Here is a 21600-nt window from a genome sequence, read left to right as displayed (position 1 = left end):
TCAGGTCCTTTGCTGGGGGGAGGGACCGGCGCGAACAGCCCCTGTCCGCGCACGCATGTCGCGGGCGGAGCCGGTCCGGCTGCCGGTGAGAATGGCGGTGAGGGCTGGCAGCCAGCGCGCGGAAAGAGCGTAGGCGCCCGCGAGGAAGGCGATCGTGATGAGCGGAACCGCACAGTAGAACGCCGGATAGTAGCCGATGTCCGAGCGGTTCCAGATCATCCAGAAGAGCACGAGCAGCGGAAAGTGCGTGCAGAAGATCCAGAAGCTGAGACCGCTGCCGCGCGAAAGCTGAGCGCCGATGTTGGTTCGCACGAGAAGTGCCGAAACCGCCCATGAACCGACGATGCCGGAAATCGCAATCAGGCTGCGCAGCATCTCGAGCCACACCGGAAAGTTCGGGCCAAATTGATAGAGCAGGATGGACAGGAGCACGGCTGCGCTTAGGAACGCGATGATAATCGGCCAGGAAAAGCGATCGAAGCTGCGGACATCGATGCGATGCAGGCTCATGTAGATGCCGGCGCTAAACCCGAAGAGGATCGTCTTCTTCAAGAAGATGCCGTTCGGAACGGGCAGCACCGCATAGGCGAAGAGGACGGCGAGCGTCTGTGCCGGATAGCGCTTGATCAGCCAGGCGAGCGCTGGCGAAAGAACGATACAAAGCAGGAGATCGCGCAGAAAATAGAGCGGTAGATTGATCGGCAGATCCTCGAGCGCGAAGGCAAAGCTCAGCCACTCTCTGGGGCTGGCTCCGATGACCTCCGGCAAATAGCCCGAACTGATGTCCTTGCTCTGCGCGACGAAAACCAGCGCGAGAAACGCCAGGTTCCACAACAGGAATGGCAAAAGTACAGTGCGAGCCTTGGTCTTCAGCGTCCGGCCATAGTCGAAATTTTCGAGACCGCGACGGAATAGGAGATAACCGGAAATCGCGCTGAGGCAGGGGACGCCGACACGGAAGAGGCTGTCGCCCAGGAAAATGCGCAACCAGTCGATGCCGCCATAGGTGCCGACATACGGACTGGTCGCCGGATCATAAGGCACATGCACAAAGACAATGCCTGAGATCAGCACGATGCGCATCAGATTGATCCGCGAGGAGATATTCGCGTTCACATCAACGATATCCGTCACCCCCATCTGGCAGCGCGTTTAGAAGCGGCCGTTTCAACAGAGCAGACCAGAGCCCGCACCCAGAAGATTAGGCTCGGGGACGGATCAAAATATGGCGCCGCAGCAAACGAATCGGCCTTGGTTTGCTGCGATGCAGCATTCGAAATCGCGGCAATACTAGGAAAATAGGCCTATCCCCGCACCTGGACTGGGAAAAAACCATGACGTGGGCGTCAGTTGCGGAATATTGTCGGCCGCTGATTTTCTGATGCTTCTGCTTGTTAAAGTGCATATGTAACGCCGAAAAGTTGTGCGCTTTTTCTTCTGTTTTTCAGTTAAGACAATGCCGCGGACCTCATTCCTCGCCGAAATGCGGCAAGGGTGGGGCAGTCTTTAGCGCTATTCCAGCCGTTACTCGGCGGCGGACGGTACCGAACTCGAAGCACCGCGGGAACGAACCATATCGGTGAGCTTTGCCAGCAGCGACCGTTCGGTAACGAGTACCAGCACCAGATAGATCAGGGCACCGATCGCGGCGCCAACAAGAACCTGGAGCACCGCGCTTGGAAGAAGCGTGACGTAGTGGTCCAGCAGCAGCCTTACGACGACAGCCATGATGAAAGCCGAGACCAGCGGCCTCACCGAAATCAGGAGCCCGCGCAGGAAGGGCAGCTGGTCGGCGCGAAAGACAACCCAGGAATAGCCGACAAGCGTCGCTAGGTTCACGAGGCAGAGGGCGATCATCGCTTCGACGAGCGATCCGCCGATCGCGGCATAGGCGACGGCAGCAGTGGTGGCGATTGCCCGGATCACCGCCCACCAGAAGAGGGTCGTGCCCTGGCCGATACCCTTGAGATAGGGAATGTAGGTGCTGCAGGGTGTCAGCAGGCCCTTCGACAGGGCGAGCAGGCCGAGCACCGGCCAGGCTGAGGCCCATTGCTGTCCGAAGAGCACGAGCATCGCCGGCTCGGCAAGCGCCCAGAGGCCGAACATCATCGGCGCGAGCAGCACGGTGGTGACCTGCGTGCTGAGCATCAGCGCTTGCGAGCGCCGCTGGCGATCCTCGCCCATATGGCTGAAGGCGGGAAAGAGAACGCCCATGACTGCTGAAAGGACGATCTGGTTCGGAATGCTGGAAAAGCGGTTCGCCGCCGAATAGGCGCCGGCATCCGAAAGGCCGAGATAACGGCTGATGACGACCATCGGCGATTGGAAGGTGACGAAGTTGGCGATCTCGGAGCCCATCATGCCAAAGCTGAAGCGGCAGAGCGAAAGTACGCGCCGTGCCGAGAACACGAAACGCGGGACATAGCCGGAGACGGCGTAGAGACCGGCCAAACGGATGAATGCAGAAACGAAAAGCTGGGCGAGCAGCGACCACACCCCAAAGCCGAGAAGCGCCGCCCCGACCGCGATGAGCGCGCCGAGGATTTCGGAGAGCATGGTCCAGACCGCGTCCTTGCTGAAATTCATCCGCCGGGCAAGCAGTGAATAAGCAACATCGCCGGCAAGCTGCAATGGGATGAGCAGGCTCATGATCTGGAGCAGATGGCTTGCCTCCGGCGCACCCAGCAGGCTCGCCAGCGGTTCGGCAAAGACGAAAAGCCCAAGCGCCATCATCAGCGAAACCACCAGATTGGCCCAGAAAGCGGAGTGGATGAGTTCCATGTCCTCGTCGCGCTGGATGATCAGAGCGGAGGCAAGACCGGCGCCGCCGATCATCGCCAGAAACTGCACGACGGTGAGCGCGACGGCGACCGTTCCGAACTCCTCGGGCGTCAGGATACGCGCAAGAATCGGCACGGTGACAAACTTCAGCCCGAATGTGCCTGTCTTTGAAAGGACGCTCCAGCCGACGTTCCGAGTCACAGACTTGGCATTTACGTTTGAAGGCATGTGAGCATCCCGTGATGCCTTTGAAGGATTTCCGACAAAGGGCAAGCGCTAGATTTGAGGTCGCGACCCGGTGGGAGGAGACCACGAAATACTCTTTTAGAGAAACCGCAGGGGCGAAAAGATGGCGAAGCTGACTGTTATTATTCCCTACTACCAGAAGGAGCCGGGTATTCTTCGGCGCGCGCTCGCGTCCGTCTTTGCCCAAAGCTATCAAGACTTCCATGTCCTGGTGATAGACGATCAATCTCCCTACTCGATCGACGAGGAGTTGAGGCCGCTTGCCGATGGCGAGCGGGCGCGCGTGACGGTGATCCGGCAGGACAACAAGGGTCCAGGCGGCGCGCGCAACACCGGGCTCGACAACGTTCCGGCCGACGCCGCGTTCGCCGCGTTCCTCGATTCCGACGACCTCTGGACCACCGATCATCTCCAAAATGCCGTCGACAGCATGAGCCGCTTTGGTGCCGACTGTTACTGGGCGTCGATAACAGGCGGCGAGGCGTTCTACTACCATTTCGGCGTCGCCGACCTCGAGGCAAGCGATACGGTCGTGCGCTTGCAGGAAAGCCCGCTTGTCGTCGAAATTCCCGATCTTTCCAATGTCATGCTGCGGAACTGGAGCTTCCTGCACCTGTCTTGCATGGTGGTTGGTCGCCGGCTTTTCGAGACGGTGCGCTTTGATGCCGAGCTGCGTCTCGCGGCCGAGGACGTGCTGTTCTTCTGCGACTGCATTCTGGCGGCAAATCGTGTCGTGCTTTGCGATGCAGCCGGTGCCGTGCGCGGGGAGGGCATCAACATCTTCCACTCGATCGACAACGATTCGCCGCAATTCCTGCAGCAGCAGTTCAACACCTTTGTTGCCCTTGAGACGCTTGAGCACCGGCTTTCGCGCAAGCCATCGGCCGTCGCGTCGATCCAGTCCTACCAACACACGGCCCGTCGTCAGGCGCTCTGGAGCCAGGCGCGCCGGCTGAAGCGGCGGAAGTCGCCGCAGTTTCGACTGCTGGCACGTTGGGTCCTGCGCGATCCCAAGCTGTTGCAAAGCGCATTCGAGCTTGCCGTCGGCAAGTTTTCCCGTTCACGCTGATCCGGACAGAAACTCCTTTTGGAGGAAGAACAAGCCCGCCAGGCGCGGCATCGAACCTATCTCGCATTTGAAAGAAGGGACCGCCCATGAAGCCCTATTACTGGGAATCTCAGCACGGCAATTTCGGCGACGACCTCAACCTCTGGCTTTGGGATTTCCTGCTGCCGGGTTTTCGCGATGTCCATGACGACATCCTCCTCGTCGGCGTCGGCACGGTGCTCAACCGCGCGCTGCTGCCTGATGGCGTCCGCAAGCTCGTTATCGGCAGCGGTTTCGGCTACGGCAGCTTGCCGGACATGCGGGATGCCGCCGAATGGGACCTTCGCTGCGTGCGCGGGCCGTTGACAGCCGAGAAGATCGGCCTTGCGCCGGAGCGCGGTATTGTCGATCCTGCGGTCATGGTCGCCGACATGCCGGAATTCCGGAACCTGCCTAAGCTATACAAGCGCAGTTTCATTCCCCATTGGGAAAGTGCGATCGCCGGTATGTGGCCCGTCACCTGCGGCACCGTCGGCATGCACTACATCGACCCGCGCGGCGAGGCCAAGAGCGTGATCCGCGAGATCGCGCAATCGGAGTTCATTGTCGCCGAATCGATGCATGGGGCGATTCTTGCCGATGCATTCCGCGTTCCCTGGGTGGCGGTGACGACGTCGGACAGCATCAACAGCTTCAAGTGGAACGACTGGGCAAAAACCGTCGGCGTCGAATACCGTCCCCGCCATGTTCCGGTCTCCAGCCGCACCGAAGCCATGATCAAGGGCGCACGTTTCTGGGGCATGGGCTTCGAGGCGCAGACCGTGCCGGAGGCTGCGAACCTGCGATCCGCCGACGGCGAGGTGATCGTCGCGGCCAGAGAACCGCGTCAGACGTTCTTGCGCAGCGCGGCCAAGCAGGTGCTTGCGGCGCCGTCGACGCTTGCACTTTGGCAGGCCACTCGCGCAGAGCCGCAATTGAGCAGCGACAGCCGGCTCGCCGAACGCAAGGAACGCTTCCAGGATGCGTTGGCCGCCGTACGGCGCGCCTACTTCTAGGATGTGACAAACGACGCTCCGGACGAGATGCCGGAGCGTATTCCGCTCGCGATGGTTCGACGTGGCGCCGACGCCGCAACGCGTGGTGCTAGCGCGCGTGCTCCGCGCCGATGGGCAGAAGGTAGCGCACTGCCGCGCCTCCGCCCGCCGGTGCCGCATCCTGGCGCGGCCTGAAGCGCTCCGTCTTGTCGGCGAAAATACCGGCGGTGACGGCCGGCGCGGCGCCCGGGCGCCGCATGAGGTAACCGATCGCAGCCATAGCACCGCGCTCTTTCTTGAGGTCGAGGAAGTGGCGGTGCTGGTAGCGGCCACGCACGTGACGCTCATGCCGTCGCACGGCAGCCGCTGCCTCACCGTCGAGGTCGTTTGCCGCGAGTATGACGCGGTCGGCCTCGTAGAGGCGCTTTAGATCCTCGGTCCGGTGGCTGCCGCTCAACGAATTGCCGCGCACGATCGCCGCATAGCCACAGCTTTGAATGACCTTGTAGCGTGCACCTTTGGCCAGTGCGCGAAGATAGAGGTCATAATCCTCCCCCAGACGAAGCACCTCCTGATAGCGGATGCCATGCTTATCGAGGAAGCGGCGGCGCATCAGCGGCTTCAGGAAGCCGATCTCGCCACGTTTCACGCCCGGCTGCGAAATATTGCCCTCGACGAAATCAATGAGGCCGAGAAGGCGCGGCCGTGGCGGGAAGTCATCGACCCTTGGAGCCGCACCAGTCACTGCGGCCTCGCCCATGAAGGCGATATTGTCGGCGATGAAATCCCACTCCTCTACTGCGAGCAGCCTGCCGAGCCTGCCGGGTAGAAAGAAATCGTCGGCGTCGAGGATCGCCAGGACCGGGGCGCGGCTGATGGCAATCGCATGGTTGCGCGCTGCTGAAGGACCGCGATTGCTTTCAAAGCGTGCGATCGTCAGCCGTCCGCTGTGATCGTCGGCAGATCGCGCCGCGGCGACGGTCTGATCGGTGGAACCGTCATCCACCACGATCACTTCGGCGGTTTCCTGTTCGGCCAGCGCCGACGCGACCGCGCGGGCGATGGTCGCCTCGGCATTCTTCGCAGCAATGATGACGCAGACATCTGTCCGGGCGACTGTGGTCATGGGGGCCTCCAGTATCGTGTCTCGCGGGCAGCGCGGCGCCTAGGGGCCAAGTGGACTGCACCAGTTCTCGATCGCTGCATGACGCAGCCGAGTCATTGGCGACCCGCTAGATCATGCAGCCCGGCATGGAATCTTGCCGTAACGGGCCGCACCATGCAGGGCGATCATGTCGCAACCGCGTCAAAGGCGATTTTTTTGAAGCGAGGCAGGCTTGTCCGGCCGTGCGATCAACGATTGAAGTGACCGGGCCGGTCCAGGCGGTGGCTATTGCTGCCCGGCTTGTCGTCATTGGCCGATTGCAGCACTTCAGCCGCTTTTTTTCCGTGCTCGCGCGCTTTCCTCCAGATTAGGAAGACGACCGCGAGGAAATAGCCGATCTGAATGAGGACCGCACAGATCGCCGTCTGGATAAGCGTGGATGTGAGAGAGCCATTGAGGAAATAGGTGACGACCGCAAAAACCGTCAGGGCGCCGATCATACTCACGAAGACGCGTGGTGCGTACATGGCACTAGCTCGCAATCGGTTCTATCGCTGCAGACGTCATCGCAAAATCGGCCTTTCCTCTGTAAATGTTAATATATTGGCGACGGACATCGGCTGCAACCGGCAATAGCCGCCGCTTTGGCACATAGAAACAGGCAAATCTTTATGTCGCGTTTCGAGCAGCGTCGATCGAATCAAAATCAGTTGATTGGCCTCGAACGCCATTGTGACGCGAGCCTGCGCTCGGCAGCTGATTTTCCACCTCCCGTCGGGAGACGGTCTCCGCATCGCCCGATGGTTGCCGCCACACTCACGTGCTGATCAACTTTTATTACAAGTTTGAACGATGCTGCGAGTCTTTGTGTGCGCCGCGAAGACTTGGTGCGACGCAGCAAAATTTGGGAAATACGGACGACCGTTAATTTTGGAGCAGGGGAAATCACGCTCCCGAAGCTCAAGGAAAACATCGGCCTGCGAAGATATCGCCACTTCGACGGAAATGTAATTTGGCTCGCCAGAAACAATACAGGAATACGTGCGAGGTGATACTGTTACTCGCAATAATATAGCAGCGCCTGTCACGAGAAATATTGCATATTCGAAAGTGGTGATATACGCATTTTGGCCCCTGCTTGGATACTCGCCTTTATTTCGCCTTCAAAAAGCAAATCCTTACCGGACGTTCATTATTCACGATGAGCGCGCCCCAGTGTGGGCTGTAGGCCCCCCTGGGGAGACCGACAAATCGCCAAACGTAAATGGAGTCACCTCTATGAAGTCTGCGACCAGATCGGCCAATTCGCCGTTTTTCAGTGCCGCAGAGTTTGCGGCAATCCCACCCGTGGGTGGCGTTTCGAAGCGTGGCTTCGACGTGCTTGCCGCTTCCCTCGCCCTCGTTTTCTTAAGCCCGCTGTTCCTGATGCTCATGGCGCTGGTCAAGTTTTCCGACGGCGGCAGCATCTTCTACGGCCACCGCCGCATCGGCCACAACGGCAAGTCGTTCCGTTGCCTTAAGTTCCGCACCATGCGCCCTGATGGGGACCGGATCCTGCAGGACTACCTCAAGGCCAATCCGGCCGCCTACGAGGAATGGCGCGCGACGCGCAAACTGCAGGACGACCCGCGTGTCACGGTCGTCGGCAGTGTCCTGCGCAAACTAAGCCTTGATGAACTGCCGCAGCTCGTCAACATCGTGCGCGGTGAAATGAGCATGGTTGGCCCGCGCCCGGTGGTGGAGGACGAACTGGAGCTCTACGACAGCGCCGCCGTCTACTACCTGCAATCCCGACCCGGTCTTACCGGCCTTTGGCAAATCAGCGGGCGCAACGACGTATCCTACGCAACCCGCATCGCGTTCGATACCCAGTACGTCCAGAACTGGTCGCTGCTGAAGGACTTCTCCATCGTTGTCAGAACCATTCCCGCCGTTTGCCTTTCGCGCGGCAGCTACTGACGAAACAGCGCCTGGAAAGCCCGCGCGACCGGTCGCGGGAAGGCGCCTTCATTCGGGAAGCCCAAATGAGAGAACATCATCTGTCGGGAAAGTCGCGCATGCCGCGCACGCTACCCCGTTTCCTGCGCCGGGCGGTTCTCATCGCCGCGGCGCTCACTTGTGCTTTTCCGGCTTGGGCCGATGAGTATCAGCTCGGCACTATGGATAGGCTGAGAATTCGCGTGGCTGAATGGCAGACCGCGGAGGGGGCTGTCCGCGACTGGTCAGTCGTCAGCGGCGAGTACACCGTTGGTCCTTCGGGTGCTCTATCCTTGCCCTTCATCGGCGACCTGCCGGCGGCGGGCAAGACAACGACCGAAGTCGGTGAAGCGATCGGCGAGAAGATGCAGACGCTCTTCGGTCTGCGCGATCGGCCGTCCGCCTCCGTCGAACTCGCGCAGTACCGCCCGGTTTACCTCGCAGGCGAGGTCCAGAAGCCCGGCGAATATCCTTTTGCCCCCAATCTGACGGTGCTGAAGGCCGTAAGCCTTGGCGGCGGATTGCGCCGTTCGGAAAGCGGCCAGCGCTTTGCGCGCGACTACATAAATGCGCATGGCGATTCGAGCGTCCAGACGTCCGAGCGCAACCGGCTGCTGATCCGTCGCGCCCGCCTTCAGGCTGAGATCGCCGAAAAGGATGGCATCGAACTGCCGAAGGACCTTCAGGGCGTTCCCGGTATCGACAAGCTTCTCGCAAACGAGACCGCATTGATGGCCTCGCGTGACAGGAAGCAGAAGCTGCAACTGGAGTCGCTCGCCGATCTGAAGTCCTTGCTCGAAAGCGAAATCCAGTCGCTGGCAAAGAAGACGGAAACCCAGAACCGCCAGCTCGAGCTCGTCGTTGAAGACCGCGAGAAGGTCGAAAGCCTCGCCGAAAAGGGCCTGGCGCTCAGCCAGCGCAAGCTGTCCCTGGAGCAGCGCGTAGCCGAACTGCAGGCCGCCCTTCTCGACATCGATACTGCTTCGCTGAAGGCGAAACAGGATGTCAGCAAGGCGGGCCAGGACGAAACCAATCTTCGCAACGATTGGGACGCTCAGCTGGCGCAGGACCTGCAGAACACCGAGGCCGAACTCGACACGCTTTCGATCAAGCTCGGCACCAGCCGCGACTTGATGGCCGAAGCGTTGCTGCAATCGGCCGAAGCCGCGCAGTCGAAGGACAATACGGCGGAGGCGACGATCGCCTATTCGATCATGCGCGAGCGCGACGGAAAGCCGACGGAGATCTCCGCCGACGAAAATACGCCTGTATTGCCCGGTGACGTGATCAAGGTCGAAGCCAACCTGGCAACGCAGTAGGAACGGCTGTGAAAATTTCGAAGGCGAGCCTGATTTCTCCCGATCGCAATGGTGTCTATGGCACCGTTGCGATCGCGCTATCGCTCTTCGTCTTCGCCTATTCCTCGCGCTTCGGACAGGCGTCGATCCTGCTCTACTATGGCCTGTGGCTGCCGCTGGTGCTGGTCGATTACCGTCGTGTGCTCGGCAATTACGGAATCCGCCTCTGGATCTTAGGATTTGCGATCTTCGCCTGCCTGTCGGTCTTCTGGTCGGCGGCGCCCGGTATGACGGCGCGAACGGGGATACAGTATCTCTCCCACGTGATCTGCGCCCTGATTGCCATGCGGGTTGTCGGCATCAGGACCCTGGTGCGCGGCGCGATTGCTGGAACCGGCGTCGTTCTCGTCTACTCACTCCTCTTCGGCGTCTACCACCTCGATCCTCTCGACGGCACTTACAGCTTCGTCGGCGCTTTCGCCTCGAAGAACCAGCTGGGATTCTACGCCTCGCTCGGCATCTATTTCGCCTTTGTCGCGCCGATCGCGCTTGGCGAACGCGGCCTGTGGTTCGCGGCAGCCAGCCTGGTCGCGTTGCTGTCGGCCTATTCACTTTTTGCCTCGCAATCGGCGACGTCGGTGTTGACCACAGTGGTCATCATCGGGCTGTGGCTGGGCATGCGGTTGGTCGGACTATTGTCGCCGGCACACCGCAAGGGGCTCTTCCTCGCCGCCGCCGTCTGTGGTGTCATGGTCGCCGTTGCGGCCATCTATGGTGGGGGCGTCGATCTTGTCCTCGGGCTTTTCGGCAAGGATTCCACCCTAACCGGACGGACCTATCTGTGGCAGCAGGGCATCGAGGCGGCCATGTCGTCACCGCTGGTCGGTGTCGGCTATCAGGCCTATTGGGTCCAGGGCTTCTCGGAGCCCGAACGCCTGTGGGAAGAGTTCTATATTGCCACGCGCTCCGGCTTCCACTTCCACAACACCTTTATCGAAGCGACGGTGGAGACCGGCGCGATCGGGCTCGTGCTTCTGTCCGGCATCCTTCTGATAACCGTGCTCGGGCATACCAAGCGGTTGTTGACGCAGGATCATGACACGCAATCTTCCGTGCTCTTCGGCATAGCGCTGCTTCTGCTGGTGCGGTCCTTCGTCGAAATCGACATCATGAACCCCTATCACATCGGCTCGTTCCTGCTCTATTTCGCCGCCGGAAAGCTGACTTTACCGGAAGCGCGCACGCACCAGAGCGTCGAAGATCGTCCGGCGCCGGCCGTATCGGAGATCCCGCTACGACTGAGGTATCAATGATCAGCGCCCCGACGACAACGATCTACGGCATTCAGTATCTGCGGGCCGTCGCAGCGCTCGGGGTCGTCGTCTTTCATGCCGCCGAGCGCACCGGGCACCACTTCGCAATTGGTGCTGCCGGCGTCGACGTCTTCTTTGTCATCAGCGGCTTCATCATGTGGGTGATCAGCGAACGGCGGCCGGTGTCACCGCTCGCCTTCCTCCGCGATCGCATCCAGAGGATCGCGCCGATCTACTGGCTCGCAACCGCGGTCATGGTCATCGGCGGCCTTGTTGGCCTGTTTCCCAATCTTGTCTTGAGCAACGCGCATGTGCTTTCCTCGCTGCTGTTCATTCCCATGCGATCGCCAAGCAGCGGCGAAATCTGGCCAGTGCTGGTGCAGGGGTGGACGCTGAACTACGAGATGTTCTTCTATGCGGTCTTCGCCTTGACACTGCTGTTGCCGCGGTCGAGACGGCTGCCGGCGATCGCTGGCTGTTTCTCGGCGCTGGTTGCCATCGGCTTTGCCGTCGACAGCGACAGCGCGCTCTTCGTCACCTATACGCGGCCGATCATTCTTGAATTTGTGGCAGGCATGATCGTCGCCGAGTTGTGGCTGAGAGGCAGGGTGCCCGGCGCAATGTCCGGCCTTATGCTTGTCGCCGGCGCGTTTTCAGGATTTGCGGCGGTCGCCGTGCTTCGCCTGCCTTTCGACGAATTCATCCTCGGGCCTTTGGCCGTCATGCTCGTCTTGGGAACGCTGGCGCTCGAAGCGCAGGGCTGGTTCCGCCCCAGCAGGCTGCCGATGATGCTTGGCGGCGCATCCTACTCGATCTACCTCTGGCACACCTTTGCGATTTCGGTCGTGGTCAAGGCTTGTGGAATGATGGGTATAGGGCTGCTCACATCGGCGCTGCTGGCGGTCATTGCGGGGACCGCGCTTGGCGTTTTCGCCTATCTTCTGATCGAGAAGCCGCTGGCCACACGGCTGCGCTCGGGCTTTTTCTCAAGGCCGGTGCAGCACACGGCCTGACAAATCGGAGCCGTCTGGCGCGGCGATCACCGCCGCGCCAGACGTGGTCTTTATCTCAGACACCCTGATTACGACGGGAATGCCAGTTCCAGGCCGTGCGCGTGATGTCGGTGAGACCGTATTTCGGAACCCAGCCGAGAATGTCGCGCGCCTTGTCGTTGTTGGCGACCAGGGTGGTCGAATCCCCTTCGCGGCGGTCGACGAGATCGACCTGGAATTCGCGTCCCGAAACCTCGGAAATCGCCGTCAACAGTTCCTTGACGGTCGTGCCGGTGCCTGTGCCGAGGTTGAGCTCGACGCTGTCGCCGCCCGAAAGCAGGTATTCGACCGCGCGCACATGGGCGTCGGCAAGATCAAGCACGTGGATGTAGTCGCGCACGCAGGTGCCGTCGCGGGTGTCGTAGTCCGTGCCGAAGATCTTGAAACTCTGGCGTCGGCCGAGGGCCGCGTCGATGGCGAGCGGGATGGCATGCGTCTCCGGCTCGTGCCACTCGCCGATGCGGCCTTCCGGATCGGCGCCAGCGGCGTTGAAGTAGCGCAGGATCACCGAGCGCAGGCCCTTGTACTGCCCGTAGTCCTTCAATGCCTGTTCGCACACCCATTTGGTCCGGCCGTAAGGGTTGATCGGCGCCTGGCGGTGCTGTTCGTCGATCGGCACGCTCTCCGGCAGGCCATAGGTGGCGCAGGTCGAAGAGAAGACGAACGCTTCGACGCCCGCGGCAAGGGCAGCCGAAAGCAGGGTCAGCGTGCCGATGACATTGTTGTCGTAGAAGGAAACCGGGTCTTTCACCGATTCACCCACCTCGATCATCGCGGCAAAATGCAGGATGGCGCGTGGCTTGTGACGGCCAAGGACTTCGTCGAGCCGCTTTCGGTCGCGGATATCACCCTTTTCCAGCACGCCCCATTTGACGAATTCTTCGTGGCCGTTCGAAAGGTTGTCGTAAACGACAGGCTCGAAACCCTTGTTGGCGAGTTCGAGGCACGTATGCGAGCCGATGTAGCCGGCACCGCCGACGACGAGGACTTTATTGCTTTCCATGATGCTTACGATCCTTGGGAGGTTCAGAGAAATTGCCAAGATTTTTCAACGGATGACGACAATGGTGTCAATGCCGCGCGCAATCAAGCACGTGTCCATGTCGCGTATGTGGCGGTGGTTACCAGCGGGCTTCTTTCCACACTTCCGTCGATCCCGGCCCTTCAAAATTGGTGGGAAAAATGCGGGAAGGGACAATTATCTCCCCGGCGACGGCGCGCTAGATGCTTCTTTCGGTTCGGGTAAAACATATAGCATATTAATTTACTAGATTTAATTGATTACGCCGGCCGCAGTCGTACCATAGCCTCCAGATTTCTGAAGGAAGGCTCTCATGACGACGAAACTGAAACGCTTGGCACTGACGCTCGCCACACTTGCGACCACTGGCCTGGCTCTGAGCGACGCGCAGGCGCAAGCGGCAGATCCGGTCAAGGGCGGTACGCTGATCTATCTTGAGCAGCAGGCCCATACGAACCTCTACCCGCCGGCCGGCGGCTTTTATCCGAACGGTGGCATCCTCAACCAGATCACCGACAAGCTGACCTATCAGAACCCGAAGACGCTGGAGATCGAGCCCTGGATCGCCGAGTCCTGGACGGTCAACGCGAATGCGACCGAATATACGTTCAAGATCCGTCCCGGCGTGACGTTCTCCGATGGTTCGCCGCTCGACGCGGCTGCCGTTGCCAAGAACTACGACGTCTTCGGCCTCGGCAACAAAGCCCTGAAGCAGCCGGTCTCCGAGGTCATCAACAACTACGAGCGCAGCGAAGTCGTCGATCCGCTGACGGTCAAATTCTACTTCAAGAAGCCGTCGCCGGGGTTCCTTCAGGGAACGTCCGTGATCGGTTCGGGCCTGGTCGCGGCAAGCACGCTGGCACTGCCCTTCGAAGAACTCGGCGACGCCACGAAAATCATCGGCTCCGGACCGTTTGTCGTTGAGAGCGAGACGATCGGCAAGGAACTGAACCTGACGGCGCGCGACGAATACAATTGGGGCCCGGCCAAACTCGAACACCAGGGCCGCGCCTATCTCGACGGCATCAAGTACATCATCACCGGTGAAGACAGCGTGCGCATTGGTGCACTGCTCGCAGGGCAGGCGGATTTCATCCGCCAGGTCCAGGCCTATGACGAGGGCCAAGTCGAGGCGCAGGACTATCAGATCTACGCGCCCTCCACCCGCGGGGTGAACAACAGTGTCGTCTTCCGCCCAGACAACCCGTTGGTGTCCGACATCAGGGTGCGTCAGGCGCTGCTGCATGCGACCGACACCAAGGAAATCGTCACCACATTGTTTTCTGCCAATTATCCGCAGGCAACCTCGATCATCGCGTCGTCGGCCCTCGGCTACAAGGATATCTCGGCCAAGCTCGCTTTTGATCCGGCGAAGGCCAAGGCCCTGCTCGATGAAGCGGGCTGGTCGGTCGCCGCCAACGGTCTGCGCCAGAAGGACGGCAAGGAACTGGTGCTGACGGCTTATGAATCGCTGCCGCAGCCGCAGAACAAGGAAACGCTGCAACTGGTCGCGCAGCAGTGGGGAAAGGTGGGCGTCAAGCTGAGCGTTCTTGCCGGCGATAGCGGCAGCAAGACGGTGGATGATCTCGATCCGCTGAAGACGCCGGTGTCGCCTGCCATGGTCGGCCGTGCCGATCCCGATGTGATCAAGAGCCAGTACTATCCGAAGAACCGCGATGTGCTGCGCCAGAAGGGCGGGCTTAGCGACAAGGTCCAGAGCTTCGTCGATACCAAGCTGAATGGTCTGCTCGATGCGCTCGCGTCCGAGCCGGATCGCCAGAAGCGCCTCGCGATTGCCGGCGAGGTTCAGGATTACGTCGTCGATCAAGCCTATGCGATCCCGATCTTCGAGGAGCCGCAGGCCTATGCAGGTGCGCCCTACGTCCAGGGTGTGGCATTCGAGGCCGTCGGGCGTCCAAGCTTCTACAGCACCTGGCTTGCTGAACATTGATCGGTTCGACGGCCACCGCAACGTCGGTGGCCGTCGTCTCTGAAATCCGCCTGCGAGGAACGGATCATGTCCGCCTATTTGTTCAATCGTGTTGCTCAGGCTCTGTTTGTGCTTTGGGCCGCATTCACGATCTCTTTCGTGCTGCTGCAGGCAATGCCCGGCGATGCGATCCTCATTAAGTTCCAGAACCCCGATCTCGGCCTGACCGCCGAAGAGGTCGCCGAAATCCGCGCCTCTTATGCGGTCGATAGCTCCGTGCCGATGCAATACGCGCGGACTATCGGCAAGTTCCTGGCCGGCAACTTCGGCTACTCGGTTCAAGCCGGTGTTCCGGTTTCAAGTCTGCTTGCTGCGCATCTGCCGGCAACGCTGAAGCTCGCGGGACTAGGCTTCCTGCTAGCTGCGATCCTGGCGACCGTCATCGCTTTCCTCTCCAGTCTCGCGCCGTTTGCGTGGCTGCGTGGCGCGCTGCAGTCGGTTCCGTCGCTCTTCATTTCTATCCCGACCTTCTGGCTCGGCATCATGCTCATCCAGATCTTCTCCTTCCGCCTGAAACTCGTGCCCGTCATCAACCCTGGTCCCTGGCAGGAATTGATCCTGCCGGTTGCAACGCTTGCCGTGCCGATTTCCGCGCCACTGGCGCAGGTGCTCGTTCGCAATATCGACGAGGTGATGACGCGGCCCTTCGTCGCCGTGGCGCGGGCAAAGGGCGCCACTCGCCTTTGGGTTCTCTGGCGGCACGTCGCGAAGAACGCGCTGCTTCCGACGCTGACGATTGCCGGCGTGTTGTTCGGCGAACTGATTGCCGGGGCCGTGGTGACCGAGACCGTCTTCGGGCTGAACGGCATTGGCGGGCTGACCGAACGCGCCGTGGGCAGCCAGGACGCAGCCGTGCTTCAGGCGATCGTCGTTCTGTCTGCGCTGGCCTTCGTGATCATCAATCTCGCTGTGGACCTGCTCTATCCGGTGCTCGACCCACGCCTCAGGACCAAAACGGGAGCCGTTGCATGACGACCTTCGATACGCTTCGCGATGACGCTATTGCGGCGCCAAGGGCAAAGAGCGAGCGGCGTTCTGGCGCGGCATCGCGGCTGCGCCGTGTACCCGTAGGACTGGCCCTTTCCTGGCTTATCCTCGGTTCTGTTTTCCTCTGGGCGGTCGCCCCCTCGTTCTTCACAGGCTACAACCCGCTTGAGGGCGTCGGTGGCGCGCAGTTGCAGCGGCCGAGCGCCGATCATCTGCTCGGAACCGATGCGCTCGGGCGCGATCTCTATGCGCGCATCGTCTACGGGGCCGTTCATTCCCTGACAGGTGCTTTTGTCGCCGTTGGGCTGGGACTTGCGGTTGGCACCGGTCTCGGCGTCGTCGCTGGTTCGGTGCGGCGTCGCTTCGACGATGCGATCATGCGCGTTGTCGACGTGCTCCTGTCGATCCCTCCGCTGCTGCTTTCGCTCAGCATCATTATCCTGCTCGGCTTTGGAACTGTGAACGCGGCAATCGCTGTTGGGGTCACCTCGGTCGCAGGCTTTGCCCGGCTGGCGCGGGCGGAAGTCGTGCGCGTGCGTCGCAGCGATTATGTCGAGGCGGCCTTCGGCAGTGGCGGGACCTTCGCCTCGGTTCTGTGGCGCCATATTCTGCCGAATTCCTTAACCTCGGTCGTCGCCTTTGCCGCGCTGCAATTCGGATCGGCCGTACTGCAGATTTCGACGCTCGGATTTCTCGGCTACGGCGCGCCGCCGCCGACCCCGGAATGGGGGCTGCTGATCGCCGAGGGGCGCAATTACATTTCGACCGCATGGTGGCTGACCACCGCGCCCGGCATCGTGGTTGTCCTCGTCGTGCTGGCTGCCAATCGCGTCAGCCAATCTTTCGGGAGGGCCGCAGCATGACCGTCATACCTGGACCTTTTCCCCCCGTTCTCGAGGTCGAGGATCTTTGCATTGCCTACGCTGACAGCAGCGGCGAACGCCGCGCCGTTCATGACGTTTCGTTTCGCATCAATCCAGGTGAGGTTGTGGCCCTTGTCGGTGAATCCGGTTCCGGCAAGACGACGACCGCACAGTCGATCATCGGTCTGCTCGCTGCGAATGGCCGAGTGGAACGCGGCACCATCAAGCTGAATGGAACCGACATTGCCCGCTGGACGGATCGGCAACTGGACACGGTGCGCGGCGCGAGGATCAGCCTCGTGCCTCAGGATCCGGGAAGTTCGCTCAACCCGGTCAAGACGATCGGCTCGCAACTCGGCGAGATGTTCCGCATCCACGGCGCGCTGCGATCCGACGAGATCGAGGCCCGGGTGCTCTCTCTTCTGGCCCGCGTCGGCTTGAGCGAGCCGGAACTTCGGGCGCGGCAGTATCCGCATGAACTGTCGGGCGGCATGCGCCAAAGGGTCTTGATTGCGATTGCGATTGCGCTGAAGCCGCAGCTGATCATCGCCGACGAGCCGACCAGCGCGCTCGACGTCACAGTCCAGAAGCGCATTCTTGATCTCATCGACGAGTTGCGAACGGAATATGGTACGGCCGTGCTTCTGGTGACCCACGATCTCGGTGTTGCCGCCGACCGAGCCGATCGGATCGTCGTCCTACAGGGCGGCCGGATCCAGGAGCAGGGCGCAACGGGCGCTATTCTGGCCGCACCACGCAGTCCCTACACGAAACAACTGCTTTCGGACGCGCCATCCTTTACCGCCCCCCCGAGGTTGGCAACGGTTCGACCACCCGTTGCGGAGGCTCCAGACGATATCGTCGTCGTCGAGGGCCTTGTCCGCGAATTCGTTCGCAAGGACGGCGGATCCCCGCTACGCGCCGTCGACGACCTGAGCTTCCGCGTCCGGCGCGGAACGACACATGCGATCGTCGGGGAATCCGGTTCTGGGAAGACGACGACGATCCGCAACATCGTCGGCTTTGACAGGCCGACGGCCGGCCGGATTGAGATCGACGGCACCAATGTCTCGGGCCTGAGCGGAGAAGGGCTTCGGCAGTTCCGCCGCAAGGTCCAGCTCGTTTACCAGAATCCCTACGGCTCGCTGGACCCGCGTCAAAGCGTGCTGCAGATCGTGACCGAGCCGCTGACGAATTACCCGGGACTTCTACGTTCTGATCGTGAGGAGAAGGCAAGGGCGATCCTTGGCCGCGTCGGTTTGCCTGAGGACGCATTTGCACGGCGGCCCCATGCGCTTTCCGGCGGCCAGCGCCAGCGTGTTGCCATCGCCCGGGCGCTCGTGCTCGATCCGCAACTGGTTGTGCTCGACGAAGCGGTTTCCGCACTCGACGTCAGCGTGCAGGCCCGCATTCTCGACCTCTTGGACGAACTGCAGGGCGACCTCGGGCTCACCTACCTCTTCGTTTCCCACGACCTCGCCGTGGTGCGTCAGATCTCGGACACCGTTTCGGTTCTGAAGGATGGGCGGCTGGTCGACGGCGGAACCGTTTCCGACGTCTTCGAAAACCCTCGCAGCGATTACACCCGTGAGCTGATCACTGCCATTCCCGGACGCAACCGCCGGGCTGCGGCCTGAAGCAGCGGACTACAGACAGGACCGACCATGATTGAGACGACGCCACGCAAACGCCTCGGCTTTTTTACCCGACTGCTCGACGACGTTCAGGCGGGCACCCGCTACTACTACGCAAAGGAGCAGATCGTCACCGCCGAGCGTTTCGGCTTCGACACGGCCTGGGTCGCGCAGCACCATTTCCACGCGGACGAAGGCGGCCTTCCGGCGCCCCTGGTTTTCCTTGCCCATGTCGCCGCGGAGACGACGCGCATCCGCCTCGGGACCGGTGTCATTACGCTGCCGCTCGAAAATCCGATCCGGGTGGCCGAGGACGCCGCCGTTTTCGATCTGCTCTCCGGCGGGCGACTGGAGGTCGGGTTCGGGACCGGCGGCACGCCGTCCTCCTTCACGGCCTTTGGCCTGGAAAGCGCCGATCGCGGCGCGATCTTCGGCAGGCATCTCCAAACGGTTCTCGACGCTTGGGCAGGTCGTGGCCTTCCAGGCGGAGATCGCCTCTACCCGTCAGCGCCGCAACTGCTCGGCCGTATCTGGCAGGCAACCTTTTCGGTGGCGGGTGGCGAGCGGGCTGGGCGGGCCGGCGACGGCCTGATGTTGTCACGCACCCAACCGCGGCCAGAAGACAATCCGCACGCTTCGTTGGCGGAGTTGCAAAACCCGATCATCGACGCCTATCTGCATGCGCTTCCTTCCGGCCGCGCGCCGCGTATCCTCGGTTCACGCAGCCTGTTCGTTGCCGACAGCCGCGCCGAAGCGTTGCGGCTTGCCGAGGTTGGGTTGAGACGGGGTGCGGAACGACTGATCGCTAGCGGTCATACAGTTCCCGGCAATTCGCTTGCCGATCTGATTGCGGCCTTCGACGTACATGTCGGCTCCGTTGACGACGTCATCGCCAGTCTCAGCGCAGATGAGACGCTGGAGCGTGTCACCGATCTGGTGTTCCAGGTTCATTCCGTTGATCCGCCGCACCCATTGATTCTGCGCTCCATCGAGCTCATCGCCACCAAGGTCGCTCCGGCGCTCGGCTGGTCGCCGCAGGAGAAATTCCATGCCCGGCGTTTCGGCGCCGTCGGTTGAAACGGACAGCTGGTTCCATTTTTCAAAGGAGACGACGTCATGACCACCAGGTCACCGGATATCATCGATCTGCTGGCCGGCATCACCGCCGGGTCGGCGCTCGACCGCACTCGCGCCCAACGGCCGGAAACCCGCGAACAGGCGCAGAATAGTTATCTTGCACTCTTTCAGCCCGCGGATTTCGGCGACGTGTCGGCGGCGGAGCGGCATGCGATCGCAAGTTTCGTTGCTGGCCTGCACCGTCAGCCGGACATTTTCGAATTTTACAGCAGTCCTTTCGAGGATAGCGACACCGATCGCTGGTTGATCGAGGTTATCAAGGCCGAGATCGGGGCAGGACGGGCAACAGGGCCATACGGCAACTATCCGGACGGGCCCCTTAATGGAGAGAACGAAGCCGGCCCACTCTATCAAGTATCACGGTCAAGCCGCGAGGTGCTCGGTCGTAAGCTGTCCGCGGCGTTGGAGCACGCCCACCTGCTGGTCTTCCATTTGCGTGATGCCAGCCCGCAGGCGTTGCAAGCCTTGCTCGACGCTGGCTGGACGACAAATGGTGTCGTGACCCTGTCCCAGCTGGTTTCCTTCGTTGCGTTTCAGATCCGCGTCATCACCGGTCTTGGCTTACTGTCGACCGCCACGAAGCGCGCTACGGCTTAAGACCTCAAGAGGACATGCGAATGACCGAACATGCCATCATCCCGATCGTTGAAAATCCTCCTGTTACCTTCACGCAGGCCGAGATCGGATGGACACCGTGGCTGCAGCCTTTGCCTGAGGAAGAACTGACGGAGCGTCACCTCAAAGGCCTGGTCGAGGCTGGGCGCGCAAAGTCGCCCTACTTCCGCCTGCTCGTGCGCGATCCGGAAGTGCTTGAAGCGCGCACGAAAACTGACAAGGACATCTTCTACAACACCCGCTCGGGCCTGCCGCGCGCCGAGCGCGAACTGGCGGCGACCGCCGCGTCTAGATATAACGGCTGCATCTTCTGCGCCTCGGTACATTCGCGCTTCGCTTCGCATCACTCAAAGCGCACAGAGGATGTGCAGAAGCTCCTCGACGAGGGCGTCGGAACCGATCTCGGCGAACGCTGGAATGCAATCGTCGCCGCTTCTGTGGCGTTGACGGCGACCCCGCCCGCCTTCGGAGAGGAGCACATCTCCCGACTTTCGGCAGGGGGCCTCGACGAACTGGAGATCGCCGACATCATCCATGGTGCCGCCTTCTTCAACTGGGCAAACCGGCTGATGCTCTCACTTGGAGAGCCGACACCGGCAAACTAAGCCGCTCACGCGATCCGCCGCAACTGGCACAACACATAGAGAGCCCGCAAGGTCGAGAGATGTTGCGGGGCTCCTTCATCCGAGTTTAATCGGGTTAGAAGTTACGCTGCAGACGGACGTAGCCGAGAACCTGGTCGTCCGACTGCCACCTAGATCGCTCTCGGCTCCGCTGCTGCTCTCGCAGCATTTTCCGGCGCCCAGGCCGCCGATCCCATCGTTGCAGCGGAGCCGCAGCCATGGAATACGTTCGCGTTTGCGACGCTTCGGCACTGGATACTTCTACATCCCGGGCACCGAAATCTGCCTCAAGATCGGTGGCTTCATCCTCTTCCAAACCTCGTTTGGTAGAGCCGGCCTTTAAGAAGAGAGACATCCGGTGAAAGCGCCGTCAACTATGAACAGTAGGCGGCGCAATTATTTTCTAGCGATATATTTGGAGGTTCTAGGCTTCTCCGGCACTCAGGACCTACTGCGTCGTCGCCACCGGCGGCTCAGTGTTTCGCCTTACGACCTTGCCTTCCTCAGCCTTGTAGAAAAACTGACTTGAGACGAGCCAGCCCTTCAGGGGGCGAAGCGGCGGAATGCAGGTCAGCAGCATGAAGGGCCCGGTCACCAGTAGGTGTATCCAGAGCGGTGCGCTGTATTGAACTTCCAGCCAGACGCCAAGGAAAACACTCGGTACGCAGGCAAAGCAGATGACGAAGAAAGCGGGGCCATCGGCCGGATCGGCAAAGGAGTAATCCAGGCCACAGACTTCGCATTCCTTGCGCATCTTCAGGAAGCCGTTGAACAGGTGCCCTTGCCCGCAGCGCGGGCAGCGGCCGCGCAAGCCACTCTGCATGGGCGGGATCGGCGGCCAATCACTATCGGAAGACATGTTTGTTCCTTTCAGGC

The 21600-nt window shown here is 61.1% G+C and carries 19 protein-coding genes and 1 pseudogene; 14 read left to right on the top strand and 6 right to left on the bottom strand.

What is annotated here, in order from left to right; genetic code table 11:
- Together FA04_RS24045 and FA04_RS24040 are read right to left on the bottom strand one after the other, a co-directional pair.
- Positions 1–1116, bottom strand: a complete 1116-nt coding sequence (locus tag FA04_RS24045) for an acyltransferase family protein (RefSeq protein WP_156553055.1) — start codon at positions 1114–1116, stop codon at positions 1–3.
- 408 nt (positions 1117–1524) lie between these two features.
- Complete coding sequence (locus FA04_RS24040; RefSeq protein ID WP_034797975.1) at positions 1525–3009, bottom strand: lipopolysaccharide biosynthesis protein; 1485 nt, start codon at positions 3007–3009, stop codon at positions 1525–1527.
- 121 nt (positions 3010–3130) lie between these two features.
- On the opposite strand from FA04_RS24040, the gene FA04_RS24035 reads away from it, so the two are divergent.
- Together FA04_RS24035 and FA04_RS24030 are read left to right on the top strand one after the other, a co-directional pair.
- Positions 3131–4096 carry a glycosyltransferase family 2 protein gene (locus FA04_RS24035; protein ID WP_034797973.1) on the top strand — a complete coding sequence of 322 codons (966 nt, stop codon included), beginning with the start codon at positions 3131–3133 and terminating at the stop codon, positions 4094–4096.
- An 86-nt stretch (positions 4097–4182) separates the two neighbouring features.
- Positions 4183–5130 (top strand): polysaccharide pyruvyl transferase family protein, encoded by a 948-nt coding sequence (locus tag FA04_RS24030; RefSeq protein WP_034797971.1) that lies wholly within the window; start codon positions 4183–4185, stop codon positions 5128–5130.
- A gap of 88 nt (positions 5131–5218) precedes the next feature.
- Here the strand turns inward: FA04_RS24030 and FA04_RS24025 are convergent, their stop codons facing one another.
- Both FA04_RS24025 and FA04_RS24020 read right to left on the bottom strand, forming a co-directional pair.
- Positions 5219–6235, bottom strand: a complete 1017-nt coding sequence (locus FA04_RS24025) for a glycosyltransferase family 2 protein (protein ID WP_034797969.1) — start codon at positions 6233–6235, stop codon at positions 5219–5221.
- A gap of 227 nt (positions 6236–6462) precedes the next feature.
- Complete coding sequence (locus FA04_RS24020; RefSeq protein ID WP_034797967.1) at positions 6463–6741, bottom strand: exopolysaccharide production repressor protein; 279 nt, start codon at positions 6739–6741, stop codon at positions 6463–6465.
- 751 nt (positions 6742–7492) lie between these two features.
- On the opposite strand from FA04_RS24020, the gene FA04_RS24015 reads away from it, so the two are divergent.
- From FA04_RS24015 to FA04_RS24000, 4 genes are all read left to right on the top strand, one after another.
- Positions 7493–8173 carry a sugar transferase gene (locus FA04_RS24015; protein ID WP_034797965.1) on the top strand — a complete coding sequence of 227 codons (681 nt, stop codon included), beginning with the start codon at positions 7493–7495 and terminating at the stop codon, positions 8171–8173.
- 65 nt (positions 8174–8238) lie between these two features.
- Positions 8239–9510 carry a polysaccharide biosynthesis/export family protein gene (locus FA04_RS24010; protein ID WP_034797963.1) on the top strand — a complete coding sequence of 424 codons (1272 nt, stop codon included), beginning with the start codon at positions 8239–8241 and terminating at the stop codon, positions 9508–9510.
- A gap of 8 nt (positions 9511–9518) precedes the next feature.
- Complete coding sequence (locus FA04_RS24005) at positions 9519–10802, top strand: O-antigen ligase family protein (RefSeq protein ID WP_034797961.1); 1284 nt, start codon at positions 9519–9521, stop codon at positions 10800–10802.
- Positions 10799–11815: an acyltransferase family protein gene (locus FA04_RS24000; protein WP_034797959.1), complete on the top strand. Its 1017-nt coding sequence runs from the start codon at positions 10799–10801 to the stop codon at positions 11813–11815. The genes FA04_RS24005 and FA04_RS24000 overlap by 4 nt, the downstream gene beginning before the upstream one ends.
- A 55-nt stretch (positions 11816–11870) precedes the next feature.
- Here FA04_RS24000 and galE read toward each other — a convergent pair whose 3' ends face one another.
- Complete coding sequence (gene galE / locus FA04_RS23995) at positions 11871–12857, bottom strand: UDP-glucose 4-epimerase GalE (protein ID WP_034797957.1); 987 nt, start codon at positions 12855–12857, stop codon at positions 11871–11873.
- A 331-nt stretch (positions 12858–13188) separates the two neighbouring features.
- Here galE and FA04_RS23985 point away from each other — a divergent pair, with 331 nt between their 5' ends.
- The 8 genes and pseudogenes from FA04_RS23985 to FA04_RS34375 all read left to right on the top strand — a co-directional run.
- Positions 13189–14826 carry a TIGR04028 family ABC transporter substrate-binding protein gene (locus FA04_RS23985; RefSeq protein ID WP_034797954.1) on the top strand — a complete coding sequence of 546 codons (1638 nt, stop codon included), beginning with the start codon at positions 13189–13191 and terminating at the stop codon, positions 14824–14826.
- Between the two features lie 66 nt (positions 14827–14892).
- Positions 14893–15837, top strand: coding sequence for an ABC transporter permease (locus FA04_RS23980; RefSeq protein ID WP_034797951.1), 945 nt, complete (start codon positions 14893–14895; stop codon positions 15835–15837).
- Positions 15834–16715: an ABC transporter permease gene (locus FA04_RS23975; RefSeq protein ID WP_034797950.1), complete on the top strand. Its 882-nt coding sequence runs from the start codon at positions 15834–15836 to the stop codon at positions 16713–16715. The genes FA04_RS23980 and FA04_RS23975 overlap by 4 nt, the downstream gene beginning before the upstream one ends.
- The gene (locus tag FA04_RS23970) at positions 16712–18352 is read left to right on the top strand and encodes a dipeptide ABC transporter ATP-binding protein (RefSeq protein WP_034797949.1); all 1641 of its coding nucleotides are present in this window, start codon (positions 16712–16714) and stop codon (positions 18350–18352) included. The genes FA04_RS23975 and FA04_RS23970 overlap by 4 nt, the downstream gene beginning before the upstream one ends.
- Positions 18353–18379: 27 nt before the next feature.
- Positions 18380–19426 (top strand): putative FMN-dependent luciferase-like monooxygenase, encoded by a 1047-nt coding sequence (locus FA04_RS23965; RefSeq protein WP_034797947.1) that lies wholly within the window; start codon positions 18380–18382, stop codon positions 19424–19426.
- A gap of 39 nt (positions 19427–19465) precedes the next feature.
- The gene (locus FA04_RS23960; protein WP_034797939.1) at positions 19466–20083 is read left to right on the top strand and encodes a CMD domain protein; all 618 of its coding nucleotides are present in this window, start codon (positions 19466–19468) and stop codon (positions 20081–20083) included.
- A 20-nt stretch (positions 20084–20103) separates the two neighbouring features.
- Positions 20104–20706, top strand: coding sequence for an alkylhydroperoxidase domain protein (locus FA04_RS23955; RefSeq protein ID WP_034797937.1), 603 nt, complete (start codon positions 20104–20106; stop codon positions 20704–20706).
- Positions 20707–20859: 153 nt separating this feature from the next.
- Positions 20860–21052: pseudogene (locus FA04_RS34375) on the top strand (porin); the annotation flags it as partial.
- Between the two features lie 120 nt (positions 21053–21172).
- On the opposite strand, the gene FA04_RS23950 reads toward FA04_RS34375, so the two are convergent.
- The gene (locus FA04_RS23950) at positions 21173–21583 is read right to left on the bottom strand and encodes a DUF983 domain-containing protein (RefSeq protein WP_034798067.1); all 411 of its coding nucleotides are present in this window, start codon (positions 21581–21583) and stop codon (positions 21173–21175) included.
- Positions 21584–21600: the final 17 nt, after the last annotated feature.

Source organism: Ensifer adhaerens, assembly GCF_000697965.2.
GTDB classification, from domain to species: domain Bacteria; phylum Pseudomonadota; class Alphaproteobacteria; order Rhizobiales; family Rhizobiaceae; genus Ensifer; species Ensifer adhaerens.
Note: the sequence above shows the minus strand (reverse complement) of the source record. Positions and strands in the feature narration are given on the sequence as shown.

Excerpts from the sequence above, each read along its gene's own strand:
- FA04_RS24040 (WP_034797975.1), bottom strand. The coding sequence starts at position 3,009 with ATGCCTTCAAACGTAAATGCCAAGTCTGTGACTCGGAACGTCGGCTGG.
- FA04_RS24035 (WP_034797973.1), top strand. The coding sequence starts at position 3,131 with ATGGCGAAGCTGACTGTTATTATTCCCTACTACCAGAAGGAGCCGGGT.
- FA04_RS24030 (WP_034797971.1), top strand. The coding sequence starts at position 4,183 with ATGAAGCCCTATTACTGGGAATCTCAGCACGGCAATTTCGGCGACGAC.
- FA04_RS24025 (WP_034797969.1), bottom strand. The coding sequence starts at position 6,235 with ATGACCACAGTCGCCCGGACAGATGTCTGCGTCATCATTGCTGCGAAG.
- FA04_RS24020 (WP_034797967.1), bottom strand. The coding sequence starts at position 6,741 with ATGTACGCACCACGCGTCTTCGTGAGTATGATCGGCGCCCTGACGGTT.
- FA04_RS24015 (WP_034797965.1), top strand. The coding sequence starts at position 7,493 with ATGAAGTCTGCGACCAGATCGGCCAATTCGCCGTTTTTCAGTGCCGCA.
- FA04_RS24010 (WP_034797963.1), top strand. The coding sequence starts at position 8,239 with ATGAGAGAACATCATCTGTCGGGAAAGTCGCGCATGCCGCGCACGCTA.
- FA04_RS24000 (WP_034797959.1), top strand. The coding sequence starts at position 10,799 with ATGATCAGCGCCCCGACGACAACGATCTACGGCATTCAGTATCTGCGG.
- galE (WP_034797957.1), bottom strand. The coding sequence starts at position 12,857 with ATGGAAAGCAATAAAGTCCTCGTCGTCGGCGGTGCCGGCTACATCGGC.
- FA04_RS23985 (WP_034797954.1), top strand. The coding sequence starts at position 13,189 with ATGACGACGAAACTGAAACGCTTGGCACTGACGCTCGCCACACTTGCG.
- FA04_RS23980 (WP_034797951.1), top strand. The coding sequence starts at position 14,893 with ATGTCCGCCTATTTGTTCAATCGTGTTGCTCAGGCTCTGTTTGTGCTT.
- FA04_RS23975 (WP_034797950.1), top strand. The coding sequence starts at position 15,834 with ATGACGACCTTCGATACGCTTCGCGATGACGCTATTGCGGCGCCAAGG.
- FA04_RS23970 (WP_034797949.1), top strand. The coding sequence starts at position 16,712 with ATGACCGTCATACCTGGACCTTTTCCCCCCGTTCTCGAGGTCGAGGAT.
- FA04_RS23965 (WP_034797947.1), top strand. The coding sequence starts at position 18,380 with ATGATTGAGACGACGCCACGCAAACGCCTCGGCTTTTTTACCCGACTG.
- FA04_RS23960 (WP_034797939.1), top strand. The coding sequence starts at position 19,466 with ATGACCACCAGGTCACCGGATATCATCGATCTGCTGGCCGGCATCACC.
- FA04_RS23955 (WP_034797937.1), top strand. The coding sequence starts at position 20,104 with ATGACCGAACATGCCATCATCCCGATCGTTGAAAATCCTCCTGTTACC.
- FA04_RS23950 (WP_034798067.1), bottom strand. The coding sequence starts at position 21,583 with ATGTCTTCCGATAGTGATTGGCCGCCGATCCCGCCCATGCAGAGTGGC.